We start from the raw sequence: 25012 nt of genomic DNA, 5'->3' as shown, positions 1-25012 counted from the left end.
GCGCCTCTGGATTTAAAGCACGCCATATTTCTTGAAGGCCTCTGTGCTGCTCATCCCGTTTTCTTCAATCTGTTTCCGAACAAGATTCTCGGCCGAGGCCTTCTCGAATGCGCGGGTAAGAACCTCTTCTTCGTGTTTGCGAGGAACGATCAGCACGCCGTCCAGATCTCCAAAAACAAGGTCGCCCGGTTCAATCCAAACCCCGCCGATTTCAATTGGGCAACGGTAGGCGGCCACTTGGGTCCGCACACCCGAATCCTGCGCGTAGCGGCCCGTGCTAAAGACGGGCCAGTTTTGCTCCAATACTTTTGGGGTGTCTCGATGGGGTCCATGCACAACAGCACCAACAGCACCGCGGCTTTTGGCGGTCGCGGTGAGGATCTCTCCCCAGTAGGCACAACGCCCCGTGCCACCACCGGCAACGTAAACTTCGCCGCGTTCCAGTTGGTCGAGTGAGTCAGTGAGCAGTCCGAAGGGCCTTTCCTGCTCCCCGTGAACGTCAATGATCAGCGCGGGCATTGCCCGTCCGACAACTACCATCTCTTCTCGCAGCGGCTGTACCTCTCTAGGCAGAAATTGGTGGTAACAGCCCAGTTGGTCGAGGATATCACCCACGACAGGAGTATACAGCTGGTTCTTAATTTTTTCGAACCGGGTGGTGTCGTTGCTTGGGAGCTGCATGAACTTGGACTGATGGAGGGGTTTTATGAGTTGGCTTCGGCAAGGTAGATCAGTATCAAAAACCATCAGGCGGATCAAATTTCATTGACGGTACTTCATACCATCCTGTCGTGTTTCCTCCCAGTTTCTCAATCACAAGAGTCGGGTTCAAACGAACAGAGTGCCTGTTAAAATCGACGAAAGAGCGACGGAAAATACCGTCAGCTCTCTTTCTGGGACATTTCCAACTCATGCAAGTCGATCCTCTTACTGATCAAAAGCCTGCGTTCGGAACTGATTCAAGTAGCTCTTCAACGCGTCAGTTTTCTCAGGGTATTGCTCGATGAGGTTGACCTGCTCTCCTGGATCGTCTTCCAGGTTGAAAAGCTGCTCCACCTCGGGGTTCTCGAAGTCCCGTGGATACCCTGACCAGATGCCATGGGTGAGGCCTTTCCGATACTTCCAGTTTCCCATCCGAATCACATTCCGGTTGTTGTAGACAAAGACCTCAGGCAGATCATTTTTGTTACCGGCCAGCGCTTGGCTAATGTTCACGCCGTCGAGTGGGCGATCCGGAATCTCTGCGCCGGAGATTGCGGCGAATGTTGGCAAAAGATCCAGCTGGGAAGAGATAAAGGCAGACGTTTTCCCGGCGGGAATGCTACCCGGCAACCAGAAAATACCCGGAACGCGAAATCCGCCTTCGTAACTACTGCCTTTCCCATCGCGAAACGGCCCCGCGGAACCGCCGTTCTCTCCCATACTTTTCCACGGTCCGTTATCGGAGGTGAAAACGACGAGGGTATTCTCGTCCAAACCGTAAGATCGAAGGGTTTCTAAAACCCGACCGACTGACCAGTCCATCTCTTCGATCACATCCCCGTAGAGTCCTCTTTCCGATTCGCCACTGAATTTCTCGGAAACAAACAAGGGGATGTGAGGCATCGTATGGGCCAGAACAAAAAAGAACGGTCGGTCCGCATTCGCTTCGATGAACTCGACGGCTTTCTCCGTGTATCTCCTCGTCAATTCAGCCTGATCGACGGGCCACTCGGTCACTTCCGTGCCAGACATGAGTGGCACCTTGTTGCGAAAGACTCTGTATTTAGGATCTCTAAAACCTCTATAATCAGGGTCTTCCTCCATTTTTGCGCTGGGCCGGTAGGATTGATAATCCTCCAGTGTCATACCCTCGAAAAACCTGACATCATCCGCTGCGGGTACACCGCCATCCTGTGACATGTCGTTGCTGTAGGGGATTCCCCAGAACAGATCAAATCCCTGCTCTGTCGGTAGAAACTGAGGCAGATGTCCCAGGTGCCACTTGCCGATCATTGCGGTGGCATATCCTTTTGTTTTGAGCATTTCCGCAATCGTTACCTCCTCCTCCGGCATCCCAGTCAGACTCCAGGGAAAAAATACCTTCATGTCGGTGGCCATTCGCTCGGCCAACCTACCTGTCAGCAGTCCGGCGCGCGATGGGGTGCAGATGGAGTCCGGCGCATAGAAATCCGTTAATAGCACCCCCTCAGCGGCCATCCGGTCGATCTCTGGAGTTTGATACCCTCGTGCTCCGCCGTAACAGCCCAAATCACCATAGCCGAGATCATCCGCGAGGATGATAACAAAGTTGGTATGATCCGTCGGAGAGGAGGCAGAGGCTTCTAAATTCTGTGGACCAATGAGGCCCATCAGTAAAAAACTGATCGAAGCAAGAAGGGTATTCGGAGATTTCATTGGGTCTGCAGTTCCAGAATCTGATGAACATGGAGCTCGGGAATCTCCACATACCACTCTCTATGCTCATCACCTTCAAGAATCTTGCAGATTAGACCTGCTGGTTGCAATGTTGCTCTCTGCGGTCTCTGCGATTTTGAATGGACGCGAATGGACCGTAGCTTGGAAACACGGCGGGCGGGATTCATCTTATTGCTCGATGGATTGTCCAGTTTTTCGTAGAGGTTCGTCATGTTGACGATGTGAAGCCATTGCTTCTCTCCGTCGCCCCATTTTGAGATTTCGAGGTGCTGGTTTTCCTTGTTGTAGAACTCTTGGCGGAAACCGCAGGTCTTCAAGGACTCCTTTAGGATAGAGCTTAGGTCATGGGAGGGCGATTTGCCGTAGGCTTCAAAGAGATGGAAACCAAAATAGAGGATGCTTCCTTTGCCCTTCTTTGTTTTTAGAATGCCAACACTATCATATTCATAGCTCGGTTCCGGATAACCCCAGATATAGTTTTCGTCATGGTGTTCCTCATGTCTGACCGGACCGGTTCTCGCCAGCACAGTTCCTTGATCCACGTCAAAGGTCATGCGTTTAGTCATCACTGGAACGGGGAGCTGGTCGATCACCTCTCCCTCGAGCAGAGGCTCTTCGACCCGCAGATAACACATCTTCCCGCTCGATTTGGCTAAAGAGTCGATGCCACAAAGCTCCATCAGTATCGGATCGATCTCGCCGGCAAGAACGAGAATTCCTCCCCGTTTCACGAATGCCTCTAACTCCCGGTGGAGCTGATCATTGATTACAGGAGAAAATGGGCAGATGATGACTTTGGTGGTATCTTTAGCGCAAACTTTGGACAAACCAATCTCGCTGCACGCTCCATAGTTATAGCTTTCGGTGGCCAATATATTGGCAGCGACCTGATGTGCTTGGACGACAAAGGACAAGTTAAGCTGATCCACCATATCCGTTTGTGATCCGTCCGAATCGGAGAGAAAGTTCATGCTGTTGACTTCATCACTCTCGGAGCAGGACAACAGGTAGACCTCCGGTTCGTGGCTTGCATTCTTGAACCATGGCTCACGTTCTCTTATCTCAGACAGAACCCCGGATATCCGTTTACACCGATCATCATCATACATCCCGGTCGAGCACAGGGGATCATAAATGTTGACGGTGGATCCTCCCGTGAGGATACAAAGAGCTTCCCGCAACAGGACGTCGGAGTTTTTGTAGTTCCACTTTCCCCAATCATTGCAGACGGGAATGTCGATATACGAGGAGTAGTTGGTCGACGCAAAGAACCGGCTTACATAGCTGCCTTCGAGGGGGTTGCCACAATGGGTTTCGACCGCATCCCGACTCAGGTAATCCGTTACGATTCCCTCCTGTCTGGCATAACGATAGGATGAGTTAAGGGCAAAGGGAACGGTCTTCCGGTATTCGGCGAGGTCGTCTGCAATCTTTTTTCGTAACAATTCGGTATGACGGATCTGAAACTGAGCAAAGCTCGTGTCTTTGCCCTTCTCGTGTGAGAAGTTTTTGAGCCATTCGTAATACAACCTCTTGGTATAGCCGTCTTCGTTGGTGCCCCAGTAGGGGTCGTTGGAGAATATATCCATCCAGAAAGCATCGATGTCGTATCCTTCCAGGATTTCCTTCATCTGCGGAAGAATGACTTTGTCGTAGATCCCAGAGTTGAGGTTCAGCATCACGATGCTGTCCAATTCGTGTTTCTTCTTCGTGCACCATGACTTCACGTAGTCATCGTGCCCGATACAATTGACTCCGTCCATGCCCAGGCTGAAGTAAGCGATGACACGAAATCCGTTTTCCTTGAGAACCTTCAGACGCTCTCCGAAGTAGTCAGATTTCAACTGCGGATGAGGGAGACCGTATTTCGAGGGATAGTAGGTATATCCGATCCCGCATTTCGCTTCGATGGTCACCGTCTTGACGCCGGTTTGCTTAAGATTCGCGATGAATTTATCCGCATCATACTGGCTGCTCACCTCCATGAAGCTATGCCAGTGAAAGTTGATCGAGAGCTTCACCAGCTCATCATCCATCCACTTGATTCTCACCGTAGGTCTCTCCTTTTTCGTCTATTTTTCCAGCTCAAATACGGTGCGACCTTTTTCATTCACGGACAGCGCGAAGACATCCTTTTGGTCTTCCCAAGCGACCGTTAACTTCGTCCCATCATCGGTTAGCTCGGTCGTTGGCAATGGATCGCCATGGCGATGCGGAAAAAGCAGAATCTTGTATCCCGGCTCGACGGATCGGCTGGGAACCATGAGGCGTTTGCCCATTCCCATCTTTCGCCCATGGAATTGGAATGTGTCGTCATGCCGCACGAAGCCAACGGTCTCTAGTGCCATGCTATCCTGATAGGTGGGAATATCCGGCTGGTTTGCCTGCAGCACTCGAACCAACAACATCGGCTGACCTTTCTGAGGTAGGGGACGTCCACTTCTATTGTGAGCCACTTGGGGGCGATAGGAAGTGTCACGCCTTTCGGAGATGCGTCCCAACAAAGCCTCATCCGCAGAAATATCGTAAGCTTCAATCCAGTTCGGCATACGCATACGCCATTGATAGGAATTCTCGGCATCGTCCTTGCGGATGTCATCCGCAATCAGGACATACGGACGCTCGCCCTTGATCAGTCCGATCGTGCGGAAGGACTTTTCGACGGGGTAGTGGGGTGCACGGATTACCCAGGAATCCTCCGAAGTCCAAAACCGTGGGTTTCCCGCCATGTAACCTTCGTAAAACTCCGTCACAACGGGCAAAGGGTCGCGTTCCCATAGTTCGCGGGGCGTGTGCGAAAGCAGTCGATCCCGATGCTCACGGGTCCACTCCAACCACGGTTCGTTTTCCAGTTGTTCATCGGTTATGAGAAAACTGGTTTTCATCCACCGCCAGTCATAGCAGTATTTGGTATCCACCACGGCAAAGGTAGCCTCGGGTGTATCAGACACCTCAATCCACTTGCCCGGTGGCGCATAATGGCTCTGTCCTCGCCCATTGATCGTAACGACATTCAGGTATTGCGACTCGATCGAGCGCATGGAACTCACCGCCCAAGGTTGCCCATGGGAGGTTAGGTAGAAGGCTCCTCGGTCCGCATGGTCGTGAGAGGCAAAGATCGTGTCGCTTCGGCAAACTACCTGAAGATATAGATCCTCTTCGCCCCAGCCGGTTCGAGTGAATAATTTCCCACGCTGCTCATCAAACAAGGTCTCCGGCAAACCGAATTGGGCCATGCTCAAGCCCTCCATCTCATCGTCGAGGTCGGGTGGGCAAACCAGTTGTAACCACCGCAGCGACATGTAGTGATCCAGAGAGCGTTTATCCTCTAGGTTTTGTTCCACAAACGCGATTCGCTCGTCTTCCGGAAAGAAGAACCGAGCGACTTCAACCAATCGTTCAGCAGGCGGAAAGGAGCCCAGGTCGCCACTGCTGACCCATTCTTGACCATAGGGTTGCATGGCATGGATCGCCCAGGTGTCGAGCACGCGCCGCCAGCGTTCCAGAGTGAAGATATTGTCCCCTCGATTGGCCATCGCGATCATCATGAGTGCGGTCGCCTTCAAGCCACCCGTATGGTAACCCATTGCCTCGGTTCCGACTCCGTTTTCCGAGGTTCCGTATAAGATATAGTTCTCCGCCAGCTCGGCTCCCCGCTGGTAAATGCGTGGGTCATAGCCTTCTTCTCCCTCGATCGCCAGTGCGGTGAGTGGGAAATAGAGGCCGAATCCGATAAAATTCCAGTTCACCCAATGAGGCGGTAAATCCATGCCCAGCCCGTAACGTCCATGAGTGACCGAGGCGATGAGGTGTCGAACCGTTTCGGTTTGTTCCTCGTTCATGAACGGCTGTGAAAAATCATACATAAAACCGAGCCCGCCATCCCTGCCCGTGATGTAGCGGATCAGCACGGAATGATTGCCTGCCTGAGGCTGCAGGGAAGCTTCATCCACCTGAGGTTGTAGCCACCGAGCGTAGGAGGTAATGGCGGCTGCATTACGCTCTCCGGTTACTAGGTCGTCATCGAACAAGGCCAAAAAGGCCACGTCTTCCAGAGTATCACTTAACTGATCAATCTGTTTTTGCGACCCTTCGGCCAGCTTGACAAATCCATCGGTCCCACCGGCCGCCAAGTCCCGATACACCTCGGCAACCCAACCTTCGGACAGTGTTTTGTCCGTGCGGATACGCATGTCGGACAGCACTTTGGAAGCATGTTTGCTTCTTTCAATTTGGCTGCGTATCCGCGGTAAGTCATCCGGACCAAACAAGATACGCGGATGGACTCCTGGAGCCGGAACACTGTAGAGGCGATCAAAGGCAAACCCAGTCGCGTCATGGATGGCCTCTACCGTGGGTGATGCTTTTCGTCCCGGAAACTCACCATTCAAGACCTGTTCGGCTGTAAAGCGGGGTGTGTCCGGGTGAAGATCGTCAGCGATGGCGTTTCCCAACGCCAAAGCGACCATGCCGAGTAGTGCTATGGCTTCATTCATTTTTTGAGGGGTATTTTTCATATCTTTGGATCGCTTCAAATTGGGGCCGCATTAGTTATTCGGAGAACGGCAGGGTTGGGCCACTTCCGGTTGTTATACGGTCTGTAGGCACGCACGGTGCTGATGTGTAGGCCATCATTCTTCTGCACCCCGCGGGTTTCGATATCGGCATGTGGAGAGTGCTCCAGCACCTTTCCGTTCTGTCCCACCATGCTTACTTCCGTGTTCTCCGTGGCACGAATGCTTCGAAGGGTAACTTCCTTGCGTTGGGCATACTCCCAGGGCTCTCCGGTGAGAAAGGCATAGACCGTCTGGCTCTCTTTGGCTTTGGTGTAGTAGATGGGTCCATCATTCGTCACCACCCACGGTCGAACGTCATAAATCGCCTCACCGTTGAAGAACAGAAACAGGCCCAGTTCGCCAAGCAGCCTTTCTTGTTCAAACGGGATAAACCCGTGAGGATCCGAGGTGATGTTCAGCAGCAAGTTGCCACCGCGCGCCCGAGTGGCAATCAGCAACTCAATGATCTCGGTTCCGCTCTTGTATACCTCATTCGTCGCTTTGTAGTTCCACTGGGTTCCCAGGGTGTAGTTCGCCTCCCAAACGCCTTCGATTGGTTCGTTCGGTAACTCCTGTTCCGGGGTTTTCATTTCCCCGCGCGTTACCAGTGTTTGTGGATCGGCTTGCCAAACGAGATTCTTCAATCCAACGGGTGGGCCATCGAAGAAAACGAAATCTGTCTTGCCGTAGTTCGTCAGGAGTTCCCGCAACTGTGTTTGGTTGTAGGTCATTAGTCCGGGATTGTTTTCCGGAAGCACCTCCGGGGTGGCAAAATGGAGTTCCTTTCCGTTGTCTATGAGCCACTTGAAATCGAAGGGAGAAAAATAGATACCGGTAGCGATGTCCATTTTACGAAAGCTCTCGACCAATTCCTTGTGAATGTCCCGGCCAAAGGCGGTATTCATGACATTGAAAGAAGTGGTTCCTGTGTCATACATGCAAAAGCCGGCATGGTGCTTTGTCGTAAAGACCATGTATCGGAAGCCGTTCAGCTTTGCCGTCCGGGCCCAGTCGTCGGCATCAAACTTTCGGGGGTTAAACAGAGCTGGAAAATTCTCTACGAAATTCTCCCGGATCGAATTATCCGCACCGCACATCCAGTGGCTGATCACGGAACCGAGCGGCGTATCGAGACTCCAGTGGATGAATAAACCCAAACCAAGATCCCTGAACCACTCCTCACGCTCCGGATTGTTTGTCAATCCACCAAGGGCCGATTCACTCAGGTCTCCATCCTGAATCGTAACATCTACCTCGTAATCAGACATTTAGACCTCTCTTTCCATATTCCAAGATCGTCTGATCATTCCGCAAGGCCTTTGCGCACACCAAAGACAGTCAAACCAGTAAGATCTTTTCGGTTTCCTCCTGTGGCGATACTCGTCCCATAGCCGATGGCAATACAGCTAACCATCGCAACCGGGTTATAGAACAACCAGTGAATCTGCGTGAACTCCCTGACGAATATCGTAATCGCTACGCTGGCTATTGCTCCAACGAATACTCCGGTTGAGTTCGCCCTCCGGGTAAACATACCCAACACGTAGATGCCGTAGAATCCGCCACCAATCAGCGCGCCGATAACATTCCATACTTCGAACATGGATGTGAGATTCATCGTCGCCATATTGGCGGCCATCGCGGTGCCAAAGACCCCGACGAGCAGCGAGGTAACCTGCATGAATCGTAATCGTGCTTTATCTCCATGAAGCGGGAAGAGCTTTCGATAAAAGTCCTCGCAGGTGACCGTAGCGACGCTGTTCATGCTGCTTGAAAGCGTCGACATGGAGGCAGCAAATACTGCGGCGATAATAAGTCCCGCCACACCTGTAGGCAGACGCTGGACGACGTAGAGTGGCATGATCTGATCATTTTTCATCCCGGGGTCCAACTGCATCGGATAGGCGTGAAAGTAGGCAAAGATAGCGATGCCCAAAAGACACGCGATCAATGAAATTGCGATACTACAAAAGGCATACATTCCAGCCAGCTTTCGCATATCCTTGAGAGGTGTGGCGTAGACTCGCTGGATAACGGGTTGGTCGGCCGCAAATGCCAGATTATAGATCACCAAGTGAATCCCAAAAGCCCAGATCACGGGTAGAGTTAAGTCGAAATCCCAGATAAACAGATCAAATTTCTCAAAATTCCTGCTTACTTCGACAAACTCCCCAAATCCTCCAGGCAGTCCAACAATGGCCAAAACGATCATCAGAATACCGCCAAACAACATCAGGGCACCCTGGGTGAAGTCTGTCCAAACTACTGCTTCGAAGCCCCCCAATGCCGTGTAGATCGTTGTCAGTATGCCCATCACGAGAACACTGGTCAGCACGGGCATACCTGTTACGGCTGTGATCGCCAACGCGGGCAGCAACATCACCACACTCATACGGCAGAGTACCTGCCAAAGGATCATTTGACCGCTTGCCAAGTAGCGGAGGGCCGGATGAAAACGACGGTCCAGAAACTCGAAGGTCGAGGTCAGGTTCAGCCGCCTTATAACGGGATAAACATAGTAGGCCTGAAGAATAGCCATTGGTATGATAAAGAGAGCGGGACCGAACCAAATTAGATTGCTCCGGAAAGCCGAAGCAGGGATGGCCATAAAACTGATAGAGCTGGCACCTGTAGCAAACATGCTGACGCCGGCCGCCCACCACTTCACGTTTCGACCTCCTAGTGAGAATGCATCGGAACTGTTCTGTTTTCGGGCAAAATAGAACCCGATTCCCGCCATCAATCCAAAATAGAGTAAGATAACGCCATAGTCCCACGATCCGAGTTTCTTAACTTCCCGGTTGAGGCTTAGCTCCATGACAGCGCCGTCAGCGAGCAAATAGGAAATGCCGTCTTGAGCAGCTATTGCTGCCTTTCCGATAGGGATGGGCAGGTTTCCGCCATCAATCCACGTGTCGGTTAAAGTATGAAAAATATGGATACGATCACTCGCTGGTTCGCCGCCAAGCAAGGCGAGATGTGACTGCCCTGTCTGGTGAGTTTGAGCGTTGGTTATTGGGTAGGGCATGTCACCGAGACGCCGCCATCCAGTTTTCGTCATTCCATCCAAGGGCCTGATTCGAAACCCCCATACTTCTGAGGATACATCTCCCTCCGTTTCGCCCCCGAAGACGAAGAGTTCACCGTCAACAGCATGCATTGCCGGAGACGACCTTGCGAGTGATGGCAAACTTGGATGCTTCACCCACCCTATGGATGGATCTTCGAGATCCAAGGAGTAGAGTTCATTTCCGGAAAGAACGAATACGGAGCCTTCCATAAAGGCTGCTCCCGCATCACGGACTGGATGAGGGAAATCCGGCAGTCTTGTCTCCTCGCCCTCGACAAGAAGTGAAACTTCGGCTGTCGCCATACCATCGCTAGTGCCACCAATCAAAACAAGGCCTTCAGGAGTCATGGCAGTAGCGGATGAACCGTTCGTTAACACCTGCTCTGCCGATGAAAACGCACTTCCCTCTGGGAGTTGCTCTAACACTTTGGCGCTGATTGCTGATAGCTGTTCTTCCGCGAATAAACTACCTCCCCCGGCCATGTAGCAGACGGCAAAGCTCAATGAAGCTAGAGCACGCATTATGCGTTCAGAAGGGTGGCGGTCATCGGGGGTATTCAGTCGTTTACCAACCTGATACTAGCACTGCTGACATCCCTTAGATATACGCATTAGCGTATATATTATTAAAATTTACGCCAAAAAGAAGTGGTGCTTTTGGGTAAATCTACTAGGGTCTCTTACAGATGACTTTCACAACGAAACGGCGCCGAAGAATTGCGGTGATTGTTGGAACGTCCTCCGGCTGGGGTCGACGTCTTATCCGAGGGATTTTCAAATATACCCAGCGGCACGGCCCATGGGATATTTTGATTCGAACCGAAGAAGAGAAAGCGGCGTCCGAACTTAGGAATGAGCCGCATCTCGATGGAATCATTGCCCGGGTATCGAGCGAATCCATGGCAGCCGAGCTCAAGCAACACAAGGTGCCGGTGATCAACGTTTCCGGGTTGTTGATCGGGGGAGACGGTTTTCCGCGGGTGACGACGAGTTGGGATGCCAGTATCGATCTGGTGCTGGACCACTTCCGGGACCGTGGGATTGAGAACTTTGCCTATGTTGGCCCCACTCGCTCAGCTCACGTGGACAGGAAAGGAGACGTCTCAGAGAGCGTTTTCTCGAAGGGGGATTCCGGATTCCGGATCTTTGCCCTTAAAGAGACTACGGGTCCGAACGGAGTCCTAACAGACTACACGGAAGAATTGGTTTCGTGGCTGGAGTGGCTCCCAAAACCAGTTGGCGTTTATACTTGGGGAGTCCAGGTCGGTCGTATCGTAGCCAGTGCTTGTATCGATTCGGGCATTCCGATTCCTCATGACATAGCCATTCTCGGTAGTGATTATGATGATCTCTTCTACGAGTCCTGTCATCCGGCTCTTTCCGGTATCGTTGTGCCGACAGGAAGAGTTGGCTATCTGGCAGCTAAGAACCTGTCTCTCTTGATGGAGGGAAAAGCTTTGGAACGAGAAAACACGTTTGTTCTACCAGAGGAAATCAAATCGCGTCTTTCCACCGACACACTGGCCATTTCCGATCGCAAAATGAAACGGGCGATTTCTTTTCTGCGAGCGCATGCCTGCGAAGGAATCGAGGTCAAGGATGTCCTGGATGAGGTCGGGATGTCACGACGCTCGTTGGAAAGGAGATTCATCGAATACCTGGGACGATCACCGGCGCAGGAGATCCGGCGGATCCGAATCAACGAAGCCCGTAGTCTTCTTGCTCGGACCAATCTATCGTTGGACGAAGTCGCCGAAAGCTGTGGATACGCTAGTTACACCTACCTGGGAACGGTCTTTAAAAAAGAGACCGGTGTGACTCCAGGTCGGTATCGCCGAGTCTGTCACGATCCTGACTCCGGAAGGACACTGACAGAGAAATCCTGATACTGCGCGGAGCGGGTAAACATGTGGCGCAAACCAATATGCCCATCCTCGATGACGGGGAGGTCGGGGTTGGTCATATGAAAGTAGCCGACCTGGTCGGCGTTCTCGACTCTCATGAGGAGATCACGGTCCTTTTTGATCACTGTAATCTTGTGAGGCACGCCTTTTTCAAACAAGCCTTCCGGGTAGTAGTCCGGCTCCAAACCAGTTCCTTTTAAACCATCCTTCTCCGGCATGTAACGCCGCGCTCTGATGTATTGAGGTTCCCCTTCGGACTGATAGGCCGCATAACTGATGTGGTAGAGATTCATGTGATCGAAATACATCCGCATCGCTGGAACGCTTCGCAGCTCCTTCCACTTCATGATGTCTTCATCGAACTCACCGGCTCCGCTCCCCGTTGCCTGGATGTAGAGAATATTGACACAGCGGACTTCGTCATCAAGCCGAGTATATAGATAATCGATCTTTACGTCCCCTTCAAAGGTATCTTTCGTCCAAAGCACCATATGGTGTGCATCGTTGCGAAACTCTGGACCAGCGGCTAAGATCATTCCTTCCGGGCTGTTGGTGACTGTGCCTACTTCACCATCGAGAACCCAGCTGTCTTGCCAGTTTCCGGTCCCGGTATCGCTGAACACAACCTTCCAATTTTGATCCAATGCCTCTTCGAAGGCTTTTTCCTCTTTCGTCATGGGTTCACTTTCGGTTTCAGCATGAGCGAACGAGAACGCCATGCACGTTAGTATTCCAAACCACTGTTTCATTGTCTTTATCCTCTATCATTCGATGTTACCTGGGGGGGATGATCTCCCCAATGAGAATTATCTGTCCGACGGAAAACCGATTGGACTCATATTTTTCCGGATTCTCGCGAAAATCGCGGTCGTTGTCGGGCTTGTAGTAGGAGGCAAGTATCTTCCCTTTATCCGGACTTTCTTCAGAAAGCGTCCAGGTGACGGTATGTTCTCCACCTTCCAGTTCGGGTAAAGCACTTCCCCCGTAAAATGTCCTCGTGTTGTAAACGCTAAAGCCGTTCTTCTCAGTCTCTGACTCTTCATCGACCTGTATTTTCACGATTCCTGAGTCCGGACCGAATGATCCTTTGATTCCTACCATCGTGCCCACGAACCGAACGGTAACCGATGCTCCCGGCTCTTCGGTTTGATAGAGGTATGGAAACCAGTCGTAAATTCTCGCGCCGAATCGGAAACCTCTCGGCCCATCGTCTGCGGTGAGCTTCTGCCAATCTCCTTCAAACAAAGCATTTCCCTCGGCGGGTACGGTCCTGGCCTTCTCCCAACTCTCGCCAAAAATCGGATCTGGATCCGGTCGTCTATCCACGGCGGGTATTTTTGCCAATTTCTCGAGTGAGCGCTCCACAATGCCTGCGTAAAATGCGTGACCGGTTGGGATCACGGGATGCGTCCGATCCTCGGTGATCACGAGGCGTCCTTCGGCGTCACGCCCGCTATTTTTGTCCACCACTTCCGCAGTGAAGATGGCATCTCCGGAATCAATCGCCTCGACCACCGCTGGGCCCACGTAAATCGAGGGCAGGTCATACCAGGAGGCGACTTGTTCGTGGACGGAGACCGCCGGTTGTGCGAAGCCTTCGCGGATCACCTCTTCGTTATTTGCCGTCATCGTGTAAACGAAGCAAATACCGACATTTGGGTTTTGTTGACGCAGTTTTAGGATGATTCCCTCGAGAGCACGGACGACATCTTGAGTGCGCCGCAAAGCATCCCCTCCGTCGTTGACCGCAAACTCGATGAACACGAGATCCGGATCGCTCGGGAGTAAATCATCATCGGCTCGAAATACGCCGACGATCGATCCTGTCCCACCAACTGCCGCATTGACCATGGTCATTTCAGACTCCGGAAACATCTCCTGTAGACCCTGAAAAGAAAGAGGCCGCCACCCGTTATGAGCTGTAATACTCCCGCCAAAATAAGCAACCGCCAGAGGTTCTCCCGCTTGAGCTTTTGCAAAAAAGTGTGGCAAGCCACCACGCATGACCAATTCCTGAGCGGGAATCTTCTGCTGCTTCAATCCCAGTTCCTCAGCCGCAATGTGGTCTCGGATGTAGTCTTTTTCCTGATGCGAGATGTAAGGCTGCTCCTTTGCGCCAACTGCGGGGAAAGCGAAGAGCCAAAGACTGAGGAATAGGGGGTTCGCGATTCCGCCAAGAGACGCAAGCGTTTGCCGTTTCTTCGAAGCAAGCATAGGGGTTTTTCGATTTAGGGGTTCTCTACTCCCGATTCAGTGTGAATTCAGTCAGGCCCTCGTCGTTCTTCTGAAAGGTGTAGAGATCTTGCTGGTCCTCCCAATTCACCGAAAGGGTAGTCCCGTCGAGGGCGAACTCCGTCTCCGGTAGCGGATCTCCATAACGGTGCGGATAGAGAAGGATGCGGAAATCGGGTGCGACGCTGCGACTGGCGACAATCAAACGACGATCCAGCCCGAAGCTTCGCGCTGCTGGCTTCTCGAGGGCATCTTTCTTCTCAAAAGTCTCGACCCGAATGTTCGGACGGGAGTCGTATCCCGGCACAAGTCCAGGCTCTGCCTTGTAGAGGACTCGGACCAAGAGCAGGGGATCTCCTTTCTCGGGATGGTAGCGATTACCAGAGCGGCGGGTGCCCGAGTCGCCGAGCAGGATGTCGGTATACTGCTGCTCGTATCCGAACTTGAGTGGATGGGAATGGAAACCCTCGACGAGGTATTTTTCGGTGATGTCCAGAGCGATGGTGTCCATGTCGAGCATGAGGATCCATTCATATAACCGAACCTGATCGTCCTTTTGGATATCATCGATAACCAGCACGTAAGGGTGTTTCCCTCTCACGAGACCGGCGGTCCGGAAGGCGCGTTGGACGGGATTGTGAACGATACGTCCGGTCCAAACGTCCTCGTCCCACATCAGGGCGTTGGGATGCTCGTAACCCTCAAAATGATTCACCACGTTCGGATGGGTTTCGTATTCCCACTCGTAGTTCTCCTGGAAGAAATCGATGACTGTCTTGTAAGACTCGAAACGCTCAAGTTCGAACTTCGGGTCTGCCGGGTCACTCCAGACGATTCCTTTCGGCCAGAACCAGTCGTAGGCGTATTTGGTGTTAGCCACTCCAAAAACCGAAAAGTCATTTTCTTCGACTCGCATCCAATCTGCCGGAGGCGCCCACATGCCTTGGCCTTTGCCATCGATCAAGACCATGTTGTGGTAGCGGCTCTCGACCGACCGGAAACCGTCGCGGGACCAGTTCTTTCCATGGGCAATCAGGTTGAAGTTGCCACGATCCGCGTGCTCATGTCCGGCATAGAAGGAATCCGGTCTCGCTTCAATTTGGAACATCACCGCATCCCTATCCCAGTCTGTGCGGGTGATCAGCGATCCGCGTTCCGGATCGTAGAAGGTATCGGGAAGATCCAACTTTTTACCATATTCGTAGTCAAAGTCGCTTCCGTCCTCTGCGCAGATCATGGGAGCGATCATGTGGGCATCAATCCGCCGATCACTCTCCAATCTCGGCAAAACAAAATTCTGCCAGTTGTAGTCAATCACCGGATCGTCCGGGTAGAAGTACTTCATCACCTGCATCTCGGGGATGCCCGGAGCTCTTTCACCCCCATCTCCATGAGTCATCACATTGGACCCGTCGGGAAGCGTTGCGGCGGCATGCCACTTCGGGATCTCGCGAAACCGGTCGATCGCCATGAGGTTGTCGCCACGTCGTGCCATAGCGACCAGCATCGGAGAGCCCCAGTTCCAGCCAAAGGTCGTGTAACCAGCGGCTTCCGTGCTACTCCCCATCTCGGAATAGTTGCGAACAATGTAGTCAGTAAAGGTCTCAACGGCCTTTGGGTAAATCCGCTCGTCGTAGCCTTCTTCGCCTTCGATCGCCAGAGCGAGCAACGTGAAGCAGTTGCCCACGTTGATCCAGTTCCACATCCGAAAATGATCCGGTAGCTCCATCCCGAAAAAGTAGGCACCGTTCGTTACTGTTGCGATTGCTTCGCGAACGATTGATCGCTGCGCTTCATCCATGAAATTGTAGGCGAAATCGTACGTATAGCCCATTCGTTGCATATCGAAGGCACGGTAGCTCCCCAAGGCGTGAAAGGAAGTAAACCGACTCGCGTTGTCGTCGGTTTCACGCCACTCTATGAAAGTAGGGAGCATGCCTGCGGCCCACGTGGTGATCGCCGCGGCGGATTCCTTTCCTTTGCTCTCATCTCCATAAAGCATCGCGATAAAGGCCTGGAGCATGATCTCATACGTAACCGCATTCTGGTAATGGCCAGTGCTGCCAAGACCCTCTTCTGAGTCGATTTCTTGAAATAGGGCAAAGTCACCTTCAACCAATGCTTGATAGGCCCTCTGGTATTTGCTTCCTGCTTTATAGATCGTGCGGTTGAGCTGATCTTTCGCGGTCTGCAGTAGGCGGGCTCCCACGAGCGTATTCTCAAGCCGTTCTCTCACCGCAGGAATATCCTCAGGACTCATCAGGATCCGTGGATGGACTCCTGGAGGCGGAACCGGAGACAAGCGATCATAGGCAAAACCGGAATCATCGATCTCATACTCGATTACCGGCGAAGGCTTCCAATTCATTTCGTTGTTGAGAACCTTTTCGCCCGGCAGAAAGGCCGATTCCGCCGCCGGTACCTTGTATTCAGGTTTTTGTAACTCGTTCTGTTGGGCTAAAACCGTTCCAGCGATCAGGCCGGTCAGGAATATTATCTCACGCATGCTCCTGTCTCAATTTTTAGGGTTTTTGTTGTGTCCGCCCAAGTCTTCGAACGGCAACCAGTCTGTAAGAATCTCAATAGACCCTGCAGAGGATGGTGGGTAACTAAAACGACATGAACGACATAAATGCGAAAAACTGATCTCAAATATGAATTTGGTCTGATCTTCAACCTTTACTGAAGTGAACCCCATCTTCGGCAATGGGTGGTTTTCGTCGAAACTGCCCGATCAATCAACGTAGAAAAGCAGCTCACCATTCTTAACCCAAACGTTCGTGCAGATATCGTGTCCTCCACAGGGCATGGAGTCGCCCGAATGGGCACTAGGCGTGTCCCAAGCCCGTTAACGTTGTGTATTGCCGGGGTGCGGAAAACTGTTCCACTTGATGGGGTGTGAAGGTAGCTGAGAAGATGCGGAGACAATAAAAGGCAAGAAATCCATCGCTATCGAGATGATGTTATCCGTTTAGACAAGAGAGTATGCGGTTGGGCATCTACTGAAGATAGAAGTAGAAAAGAGTGATCAGCAGGTTTTGTTTTGAATACAGGAAAGAGTGATTAATCCAATGGGTAGCTCTCATCCCGTTTTTTTCATGTAAAAAACCGCATCCGGGAAAACCCGGATGCGGTATCAAAAGTACGGTTTCTAAGTCTTTCCTTAAAAACTTCTGCGCCTACGAACCGCAAGAGTGCAAGCGAAGAAAAGAACTGCGGCGAATCCGAAGTTTGGTTCAGGGATTGCTGCTACAGCCGCATTGAGTTCACCCACGGTATCCATTTCTGCAAATGTGTCGGCCGTCACCGTGTAGAGTCCAGATACAATATCACCTCCATCAACAATGTTGTTGTTGTTATTATCCTCCCATGAAAAACCGAAAGCCACAGCACGTTCGTTCGTTGCGTTATCTGGTTGAACAGGTGCTGCTATGGACGAGCTGTCCGGGAGGAGCATAACCCAATTTACGATTCCGCCAGACGTAAATCCATTTTCAGGAGTTCGCGTGTTTCCATTCCCAATATTCACTTGGTTGCTACCAGTAAGAGTGTTTTCCCAACCATCTGAATCAAGGGTCAAGACTCCGTTCGACGTTGAGTTCGAACCTAAAACGTTGTAGGCTCCTGGCGAAGGGCCGATACCATTGACATCAAATTGAGCAGTGCCCGTGGTGCGAAGGTCCATCGCTATCCGAAGGAAGCGATTTCCCTGCGTGCTCCCTGTCGGGTCGTTCCAGAATGACCACTCTGGGTTGGCGTCTGTGGAGCCGTCAATTTCTATAAACTCGGCAGCGAATATGTCATTGCGATCAGGCGGAGTGGGTGGAGTAGAAAACGGCGAAACGAAAACGGCGGCTGTCGCCGTTGTAGCTGCGGTCAGAGTCGCTATGGATGCCAATGCTGCGGAAGCCATTTTCATTTTTTTGGGTTTGGATATACTTTTTTTCATTTTGGGGATTCTAGGGCTCAATACCAATTTGAGATCTAAACGCCGGGACCTCTAGACATCCTGGACACAAGAGTTATGTTGGTCTCTTCGTTTTGACTACTGGAATGAAAACGCATTCTCTTTCCGGTGAAGAAAACCTCATAAATACGAAAAGTCAGACTTAGATGCGAATTTCTCGATTTCGCGGTTTGGATGTCGTTTTCGTAAATGTGTGAGTGCTTTTCCTCCGTATTCCAGCGACGGTTCTACTTTGTTTGAACCATGCCTCTAAGGTTCCATACTGACTAGCCAAGAGTTCCTGATCCGCTGGGGAGATGATCAGTTCATCCTCCGATCCCCCTTATATTCAGTAAAATGATCTGTCGTCGTTCCTTCTCATGTGTGACCCTCCTGTTCATCTTTCACTTCTGCCAAGCAGCTGAACCTCTTCATTTGAAAAATGGTGATTTTGAGTTACCCGGCGATACTTGGATGCAGGGCGGCGGGGTTCCCGATGGCTGGGTCGTCGAGAATCACGAGGTGGTGATTGGCGAAGGAGCCAAAAACTCGCCTGGTTCGATCGGACTGAATCACCGATGGCACCAGTCGCCGGGGAATCTGGCGGGAGGTCGTTCCCTTTATTTGATCGATCCCGCCGGGGCAATCGTCGAACAGGAGCTTCAAGGCGAAATGGCCGATGACATGACTTACGTGTTGCGTTTTGGTTATTACCGTTACGCCAACAGTCCGGCAACGATTACGGCCGAGCTTAAGACGGGGGATCGGGTTTTGGCTTCGGAAACCTTTCACGGGGCCGACTTTCCCTTCCGTGAATGGCAGACGCGGGAGCTAAGCTTTGAGTCTAGTATGAGAGAGGAAGGTCTGCCGTTGAAAGTCAGTTTTGAAGTTACGGGTTCGGGTGACATACGGCTTGACGGAGTGAGGATCAAGACGATCACGCCCGAGCTTGTGGTGCTGAACGAGAAGTTCGAAAAGCTTTCGACGGAGGTGGAACGGCTTCCGGAGAACAACGAAAGGGAGCGGCAAAAGAAAGCGGTTCTGGAGTTGGATTTGGAGAGGGCAAAGCAAGCGGGCCAAGCCTTTCTTCAGGAGGAATACGAAATTTTACTCGATGAAATCGACACAGCATTAGACCAGCGGATTTATCCCCGTTCCGAACCCGAGCTCAGCGATACCCTACTGATGCCGCTCAAAACTCCGGAGAACAACCCTTACCTCGACGCGATCTACGAGTGGGTGGAAGAGCAAATGGGGAAGCCGGACAAATACTTTCAAAAGAGCACGCCGGACTTCAAACCGTTTGACCGGACGATGTCCCGGAAGGAAGCGGCCAACATGAACCTTTATTATTGGTTGTTGACGCATCCGCAAAGCCAATACCAAGGCGATCCGGAGTTGCTGAAGCGGCTCTTCCGGCGCATCCACGCTTATGTCGACGCCCACTCAACGCATGGGCATCAATACCAATCGGTCACCAACGACTTCTTCGCCATTGGTCCAATGGTCGAGGCCATGTACAAAACCAAAGAAACCTTTCCCGACCTCCTACTTCCGGAAGACGAGGCCAAATGGGATCAAATGGCCGAGCAAGTCCGGTCTTTTTGGCTCGACGAATTTGGAAAACGACAGGAAGGGCACTTTCGCATGGGCCGTTACGCCAACCGGGATTTGGGGGTGGCTAACATCCTTCTCTCCAGTGGGCTCTACCTCGACGATCAGGAGTCACTCGATACGGCCCAGTTCCTTGTTTATGCGCAGCGGGAGAACCTTTACCCGGACGGAGGGTTTTCTTACATCGGTGGCCAAAACGAAAGTGCTGGTTACCATGTCGCAGATACGAAATTTTTGACCGATTATTACCATCTGACCGGGGATGAAAGTGTTTTGGATTTGCTGAAAGGCACAGAGTGGTACGCGGCCTTAACAACTGAGCCGGGAAACGTTTCAGATATATGGACTCATCCTTCGTGGAAGCAGGATTGGATCGGAAAGGGATATGGGGGAGAATCAGTGGTTGCGCTGACTGAAAACCCCTATGAACGCAGTATTTTGGACCGCGAAATTGCGCTGGACGGCGCTTCGCTCTACCCACGGGATGCTATGTGGTATGACTCTACCGTTGTAGCGGAGAACCCGCCGAACGACTACTCGATTTATGACCGCAACATTCAGGGGCCGCGAGGTCGCTTTGATCGTTTTAGTTACGCTGCGACTTTAAGGGAGCCCTCCGATACTGAGCCAGGAAAGGCCACCATCATGGGAGCGATGACCATTCGAGAGGATTTTGAGACTACTGATTTTCCTCTGGAGGCAATGTGGTGGCATGTCATGCCGCGGGCCTTTGTTGAGACAACTCCGGAGGATCGCCACAAGCGGCCGAATTGGGTTTATCTGACAACCGACGATGAGAGCAGTGTTTCGATGGGCAAGGACTGGAGTGCGGTCCAGACACGGTATCAGATGCACGCTTATGGTTCTTCGCGTAAGGGTCCGAAAGCACCTTGGGAGGGTCTGCAGATTTGGATTGCCATCCGGGACCGTGTCTTCGGTTTGGTCGAGATTGCTCCCGACGGAAAGCAGGATGCGTTTGAAGTGGGACTATCAGCAAAGATTCGTCACTACGTTCCTTACGAGGAGCTATCTCTGAACGCATGGTCGTTCGGTTCTCTCGAAATCGAGATTCTGGAAAACAACTTCAATTCTGTTCGCACGGTGGAGTCGGAGTCTTTCAATGCTCCGCAGCTCGAGATCATTTACTCGACAAGGCCTTCGGACGAACCGATAAGCGAGCGGGGGAAAACCAATGCCTCGAACTCCGAGCTGCTTCAGTTCGAGCCTGCGGACCCTTACTACGCGATTTTGGAAGTAGCCGTTGGGAGTTCGGATATTGGAGCAAACGTAAGTCGTTTCGTAGGGAAATCCCTCACGGGACTAACGGTATGTCTCGGAGAGGAGTGCTATACCCTTATTGTCAATACTGGTAGTGAGCCTGTAGAGCTTAGTCTTTCTAGTCTTGGAGAAGATGCATCACTTCACTATCCTTGGGGCGGGGAGAAAGTACCTGTACTAGTCGATGGAATGGATAGTATTTCAATCCCAGCGGGACAACACCGGGTTGTTTTGAGAGGTGTCTCGGAAGACCGGGCTACTGAGGCGGGATGGGCTCACTTTCAAGAGATGTCTGTTCATCGGTGAAAGCACAAAACTATACGGAATTTCGGGGCGCATTAGTCTGTCGTGGAGGCATAGGTGTATTTTTCAGCCGCCAGAGCAGCTGTTTCTAAATCGATGCTAGCGAGGTTGTTTTTGAGTGAAATCAATTGTGATTTATTCCCGCTTCGGTATGTCCTGATAAGTCTAGTTCTGTTTAAAAATGGAAGGCCAGTCAAAGTAGCACTGACGAGTATGCTGAGATAAACCTCTTGTAGGTTGGGTAGGAATTGGTGTTAACTAAAGAACCTTTTGGAATCCTAGCTTTCTTGTCACTTTTCTCTCACTCCGCTTATGTTCCGAATCGCACTGGCATTCCCTTACATAGACTCGGTAAATACCCACATCACCAAGGGTATCCTTGCCTATGCGCGCGAGAATCCTGTTTTCGACTTTCGTTTCTTTGCCGAATCTGATGAGCGGGGACTAAGAGAATTGGCCAAATGGGATGGCGACGGAGCGATTGTTGCCCTGACGACTCCCAAAGCTGTTGCGATGGCGAAGAAGCTTAAGATGGCATTGGTGAATATTTCCAGTGAGTGTGATGATTCCTCGGTCCCGAGGGTTTACCGCGATCATGCCGAGATTGGCATCCATGCCACGAATTACCTTGCGAGTTTGGGGGTGGAGGAAATTGCTTATCTTGGTTCGGCCAATGCCTATTTCGCTGAGATCAAGTGGTCGGTGATACAAAAGCGCTCACTGGAGCTTTGTAAACGAGCCTCCAGTTTCTTCATGGAGCAGCATCCGAATCTTTCGGAAGAGGAGAATTTAACCAAAGAGTTTTGTAAGTGGCTAAAATCCCATACAGCTCCACTAGGGCTACTCATCGATAATGATGATTTCTACCCGTTTGTTTACCAGGCATGTGACCGGGTTGGATTTCGAATCCCGCAGGACATTGCTATCATCAGTGTGAGAAACAGCAGAGCAGCTCAGTTTCACGATGTATCGTTAAGCAGTTACCAATACAATAATAGCAAGCATGGTATGGTGACCATGAAGACCCTTCACGCTTTACTGGAAAATAGGGCGGGAGAGGACGATATCGATTTCTCTATCCAAGGTGTGAAGCTGTTTGAAAGAGACTCCACCAATATTCTTCACTGTAGAGATCCACGGCTGTCTTCAGCGGTGCGGCAGATCAAAGAGAACTCTCGAGAATTGCATTCTATTGACGAAATCGCAGACGCTGTTGGTTGCTCGCGTCGGACCCTCGAGAATGCAATAAAGAGTGAGCTTGGTTGTACCCTGAGGCAGTTCCTCATCAACGAAAAGCTGCGTAACGTAAAATACCTGGTCGACAATAATTTATATGGCGACACCTTCGACCTAGCGGTTAAGGCCGGGTTTTCCTCGCTTCGACATCTTCAGAGTGTCTTCCTCAAGGCTGAGGGGCATTCAGTTGAAGACTACCTCAAGAAGAGGACAGATGGGGATAATTTCTGAGTTTCGATTCCGGGTTTAGTCTTTCGTGTTTCGAGAAGGGCTTGGTCTAGAGTCTTGGAAGCGTTAAGCCTCCGTCGATATGGATCGCCTGGCCGGTCGAATAGGGAAACTGAGCAGTGGCTAGACTGGCGACTGCTTTCCCAACATCTTCAGGAAAACCCCAACGGGGAGTGACGCAGAGACCGTCTTCTATGAGTTTATCGTATTTTTCCGTAACCCCGCTGGTCATATCGGTTTTGGTAACGCCGGGACGAACTTCGTAGACAGGAATGTAGTATTCGCCGAGGCGGGCGGCAAATAAGGCAGTCATCATTGCGATACCGGCTTTAGCTACACAGTACTCGCCTCGATTCACGGAGGCCACGGTAGCGGAAATCGATCCGACGTTTATGATGGAAAAGAAATCTTCTGGATACTCTGATTTCTGCTCCACCATCCAATTGGCCACCGCTTGAGTGAGGAAGTAAGGGCCCTTCAAGTTGGTGCTTACGACATATTCAAAACTCTCTTCCGAAGCCTCGAGAATGTCTTTTCGCTCTTTCGGAGCCACTCCAGCGTTGTTCACAAGGACATTGAGTCTACCAAAGTGATTGCGGATTTTCTGAATCATTTCAGATCGCGCTTCGGCTGAGCCGATGTCGCCTTGGCAGTAGAGAACGCTAATGCCGAGTGCTTTCAGTTCGCCGATCGTATCCCTTACCGCTGCTTCATCTCGCATACCATTGATCGCAATGTCGAAGCCGAGATCAGCGAGTGCTTTGGCACAGCCAAATCCGATGCCTCGGGATCCTCCAGTTACTAGCGCGACCGGTCGCCTTGGTTCTTGGTTAGTCATTTTCGTGAGGTATTGCTACCGTTTTGCTTGTTCTCGCAGTTGTTTGATCGGCAGAGTTGCAATCACCGGACTCGGATAGCCTAGCAAGATGAGTCACTAGGCGTCGAGTCCAGGTACTTCGATCCATTTCCGTTCCTGAGAACTTTGCAGCCCGAGCTCAGCCAGTTGCACGCCTTTTGCTCCTTCGAGAAGATCCCATGGGAAAGGTTCGTCGAGAGCCACGTGCCTCAGGAACAGTTCCCATTGGGCTTTGAATGCATTGTCGTGATCCTCCTGCTCGGGAACCTTCTGCCAGGTGTCGAAGAACGGAATTGGCTGCGGGATATCGGGATTCCACACGGGTCTTGGAGTATTGCCGTAGTGCTGGGTCCAAACGTCCCGTAGACCGACTACTGCACTGCCCTTCGTTCCGTCCACTTGGAGGGTGAGAAGATCGTCACGACGCACCCGGACGTTCCACGACGAGTTGAAATGACAGACTACACCGTTCTCCAACTCGAAGGTTGAGTAGGCAGAATCATCCGCTGTGCAGGAATAAGGTTTACCTTCCTCGTCAATCCGCTCCGGTATGTGGGTGGCTGCCAAACAGGAAACGCTTTTTACCTTACCGAAAAGGTTGTCGATGACGTAACGCCAATGGCAGAGCATGTCGACAATGATTCCTCCACCATCTTCCTTGCGGTAGTTCCACGAAGGGCGTTGTGCCGGGATGGTGTGCCCTTCGAATACCCAGTATCCAAATTCGCCGCGAACGGAAAGGATCTCACCAAAGAATCCGTTTTCCATGAGGCGCTTGCATTTGAGGAGACCGGGCAGCCAAAGTTTGTCCTGAACCACGCCGTTCTTTACGCCCGCATCCCGGCAGACTTTGTAGAGTTCATAAGCGTCCTTGGTTTCGATAGCCGTTGGTTTCTCGCAATAGACATGCTTTCCTGCTGCTGCTGCCTTTTTGACGGCATCGAATCTCCGCAGAGTGCTCTGAGCATCAAAGTAGACCGAGTAAGAGGGATCGTTCATGACGGAGTCGAGGTCGGTGGTCCACTTTTCCACACTGGTCGACTCAACGAGCTTCTTTAGTTTTATCTCGTTCCGACCTACGAGGATAGGGTCGGGCATGATTGTCTCTGTCGGACTGACCTTTACACCTCCTTGCTTGATGATTGCGTCTACCGAACGCAAGAGATGCTGATTGGTTCCCATGCGTCCCGTGACGCCGTTCATGATGATTCCGATGGTGTGCTGTTTCATTTTTTAGAGTTTTCCGGGCGTTGCCCTTGGTTTCTGGTTCTGCTGAGTCTTACTACTCCGCCAATCAAATAGGTTATAGTTTTCCGGGGTCGAAATCGAAATCGGAATCGCTATCGAGGGTGTTCGAGACCCGATTTCGAT

The 25012-nt window shown here is 51.6% G+C and carries 15 protein-coding genes and 1 pseudogene; 3 read left to right on the top strand and 13 right to left on the bottom strand.

Annotated features, from left to right (window positions below; all coding sequences use genetic code 11):
• Positions 1–12 precede the first annotated feature (12 nt).
• From AAGJ81_09185 to AAGJ81_09160, 6 genes are all read right to left on the bottom strand, one after another.
• A complete protein-coding gene (locus tag AAGJ81_09185) occupies positions 13–681 on the bottom strand; it encodes an RraA family protein (protein ID MEM0966305.1) in 669 nt (222 codons plus the stop codon).
• Positions 682–927: 246 nt separating this feature from the next.
• Positions 928–2397: a sulfatase gene (locus AAGJ81_09180; protein MEM0966304.1), complete on the bottom strand. Its 1470-nt coding sequence runs from the start codon at positions 2395–2397 to the stop codon at positions 928–930.
• Positions 2394–4469, bottom strand: a complete 2076-nt coding sequence (locus AAGJ81_09175) for an alpha-L-fucosidase (GenBank protein MEM0966303.1) — start codon at positions 4467–4469, stop codon at positions 2394–2396. Before AAGJ81_09175 ends, AAGJ81_09180 begins: the two co-directional genes overlap by 4 nt.
• A gap of 21 nt (positions 4470–4490) precedes the next feature.
• Positions 4491–6914: a hypothetical protein gene (locus AAGJ81_09170; protein MEM0966302.1), complete on the bottom strand. Its 2424-nt coding sequence runs from the start codon at positions 6912–6914 to the stop codon at positions 4491–4493.
• Positions 6915–6949: 35 nt separating this feature from the next.
• Positions 6950–8242, bottom strand: coding sequence for an alpha-L-fucosidase (locus tag AAGJ81_09165; protein ID MEM0966301.1), 1293 nt, complete (start codon positions 8240–8242; stop codon positions 6950–6952).
• Between the two features lie 35 nt (positions 8243–8277).
• The gene (locus AAGJ81_09160; protein ID MEM0966300.1) at positions 8278–10566 is read right to left on the bottom strand and encodes a sodium/solute symporter; all 2289 of its coding nucleotides are present in this window, start codon (positions 10564–10566) and stop codon (positions 8278–8280) included.
• A gap of 164 nt (positions 10567–10730) precedes the next feature.
• On the opposite strand from AAGJ81_09160, the gene AAGJ81_09155 reads away from it, so the two are divergent.
• The gene (locus AAGJ81_09155) at positions 10731–11930 is read left to right on the top strand and encodes a helix-turn-helix domain-containing protein (GenBank protein ID MEM0966299.1); all 1200 of its coding nucleotides are present in this window, start codon (positions 10731–10733) and stop codon (positions 11928–11930) included.
• Here the strand turns inward: AAGJ81_09155 and AAGJ81_09150 are convergent.
• The 5 genes and pseudogenes from AAGJ81_09150 to AAGJ81_09130 form a co-directional block, all read right to left on the bottom strand.
• Complete coding sequence (locus AAGJ81_09150) at positions 11888–12625, bottom strand: DUF1961 family protein (protein ID MEM0966298.1); 738 nt, start codon at positions 12623–12625, stop codon at positions 11888–11890. The two genes, AAGJ81_09155 and AAGJ81_09150, sit on opposite strands and share 43 nt — an antisense overlap.
• A 97-nt stretch (positions 12626–12722) precedes the next feature.
• Positions 12723–14162, bottom strand: coding sequence for an SGNH/GDSL hydrolase family protein (locus tag AAGJ81_09145; GenBank protein ID MEM0966297.1), 1440 nt, complete (start codon positions 14160–14162; stop codon positions 12723–12725).
• Between the two features lie 25 nt (positions 14163–14187).
• Positions 14188–16686, bottom strand: a complete 2499-nt coding sequence (locus tag AAGJ81_09140) for a hypothetical protein (GenBank protein ID MEM0966296.1) — start codon at positions 16684–16686, stop codon at positions 14188–14190.
• 228 nt (positions 16687–16914) lie between these two features.
• Positions 16915–17010, bottom strand: a pseudogene (locus tag AAGJ81_09135) (DUF5703 domain-containing protein).
• 333 nt (positions 17011–17343) lie between these two features.
• Positions 17344–18099: a hypothetical protein gene (locus AAGJ81_09130; GenBank protein ID MEM0966295.1), complete on the bottom strand. Its 756-nt coding sequence runs from the start codon at positions 18097–18099 to the stop codon at positions 17344–17346.
• Between the two features lie 384 nt (positions 18100–18483).
• On the opposite strand from AAGJ81_09130, the gene AAGJ81_09125 reads away from it, so the two are divergent.
• Both AAGJ81_09125 and AAGJ81_09120 read left to right on the top strand, forming a co-directional pair.
• Positions 18484–21324 carry a hypothetical protein gene (locus AAGJ81_09125; protein ID MEM0966294.1) on the top strand — a complete coding sequence of 947 codons (2841 nt, stop codon included), beginning with the start codon at positions 18484–18486 and terminating at the stop codon, positions 21322–21324.
• A gap of 309 nt (positions 21325–21633) precedes the next feature.
• The gene (locus AAGJ81_09120; GenBank protein ID MEM0966293.1) at positions 21634–22788 is read left to right on the top strand and encodes a substrate-binding domain-containing protein; all 1155 of its coding nucleotides are present in this window, start codon (positions 21634–21636) and stop codon (positions 22786–22788) included.
• Positions 22789–22834: 46 nt separating this feature from the next.
• Here AAGJ81_09120 and AAGJ81_09115 read toward each other — a convergent pair whose 3' ends face one another.
• Together AAGJ81_09115 and AAGJ81_09110 are read right to left on the bottom strand one after the other, a co-directional pair.
• On the bottom strand, positions 22835–23623 hold the full coding sequence (locus AAGJ81_09115; protein ID MEM0966292.1) for a 3-ketoacyl-ACP reductase: 789 nt from the start codon (positions 23621–23623) through the stop codon (positions 22835–22837).
• A 96-nt stretch (positions 23624–23719) separates the two neighbouring features.
• A complete protein-coding gene (locus AAGJ81_09110) occupies positions 23720–24871 on the bottom strand; it encodes a Gfo/Idh/MocA family oxidoreductase (protein ID MEM0966291.1) in 1152 nt (383 codons plus the stop codon).
• Positions 24872–25012: the final 141 nt, after the last annotated feature.

The sequence above is a fragment of the Verrucomicrobiota bacterium genome, assembly GCA_038744685.1.
Classification (GTDB): Bacteria; Verrucomicrobiota; Verrucomicrobiia; order Opitutales; family Puniceicoccaceae; genus Puniceicoccus.
Note: the sequence above shows the minus strand (reverse complement) of the source record. Positions and strands in the feature narration are given on the sequence as shown.

Bases quoted from the DNA above. Each gene is read 5' to 3' on its own strand.
- AAGJ81_09165 (MEM0966301.1), bottom strand. From the start codon at position 8,242: ATGTCTGATTACGAGGTAGATGTTACGATTCAGGATGGAGACCTGAGT.
- AAGJ81_09120 (MEM0966293.1), top strand. From the start codon at position 21,634: ATGTTCCGAATCGCACTGGCATTCCCTTACATAGACTCGGTAAATACC.
- AAGJ81_09155 (MEM0966299.1), top strand. From the start codon at position 10,731: ATGACTTTCACAACGAAACGGCGCCGAAGAATTGCGGTGATTGTTGGA.
- AAGJ81_09140 (MEM0966296.1), bottom strand. From the start codon at position 16,686: ATGCGTGAGATAATATTCCTGACCGGCCTGATCGCTGGAACGGTTTTA.
- AAGJ81_09170 (MEM0966302.1), bottom strand. From the start codon at position 6,914: ATGAATGAAGCCATAGCACTACTCGGCATGGTCGCTTTGGCGTTGGGA.
- AAGJ81_09145 (MEM0966297.1), bottom strand. From the start codon at position 14,162: ATGCTTGCTTCGAAGAAACGGCAAACGCTTGCGTCTCTTGGCGGAATC.
- AAGJ81_09185 (MEM0966305.1), bottom strand. From the start codon at position 681: ATGCAGCTCCCAAGCAACGACACCACCCGGTTCGAAAAAATTAAGAAC.
- AAGJ81_09110 (MEM0966291.1), bottom strand. From the start codon at position 24,871: ATGAAACAGCACACCATCGGAATCATCATGAACGGCGTCACGGGACGC.
- AAGJ81_09150 (MEM0966298.1), bottom strand. From the start codon at position 12,625: ATGACGAAAGAGGAAAAAGCCTTCGAAGAGGCATTGGATCAAAATTGG.
- AAGJ81_09180 (MEM0966304.1), bottom strand. From the start codon at position 2,397: ATGAAATCTCCGAATACCCTTCTTGCTTCGATCAGTTTTTTACTGATG.
- AAGJ81_09125 (MEM0966294.1), top strand. From the start codon at position 18,484: ATGATCTGTCGTCGTTCCTTCTCATGTGTGACCCTCCTGTTCATCTTT.
- AAGJ81_09130 (MEM0966295.1), bottom strand. From the start codon at position 18,099: ATGAAAATGGCTTCCGCAGCATTGGCATCCATAGCGACTCTGACCGCA.
- AAGJ81_09160 (MEM0966300.1), bottom strand. From the start codon at position 10,566: ATGCGTGCTCTAGCTTCATTGAGCTTTGCCGTCTGCTACATGGCCGGG.
- AAGJ81_09115 (MEM0966292.1), bottom strand. From the start codon at position 23,623: ATGACTAACCAAGAACCAAGGCGACCGGTCGCGCTAGTAACTGGAGGA.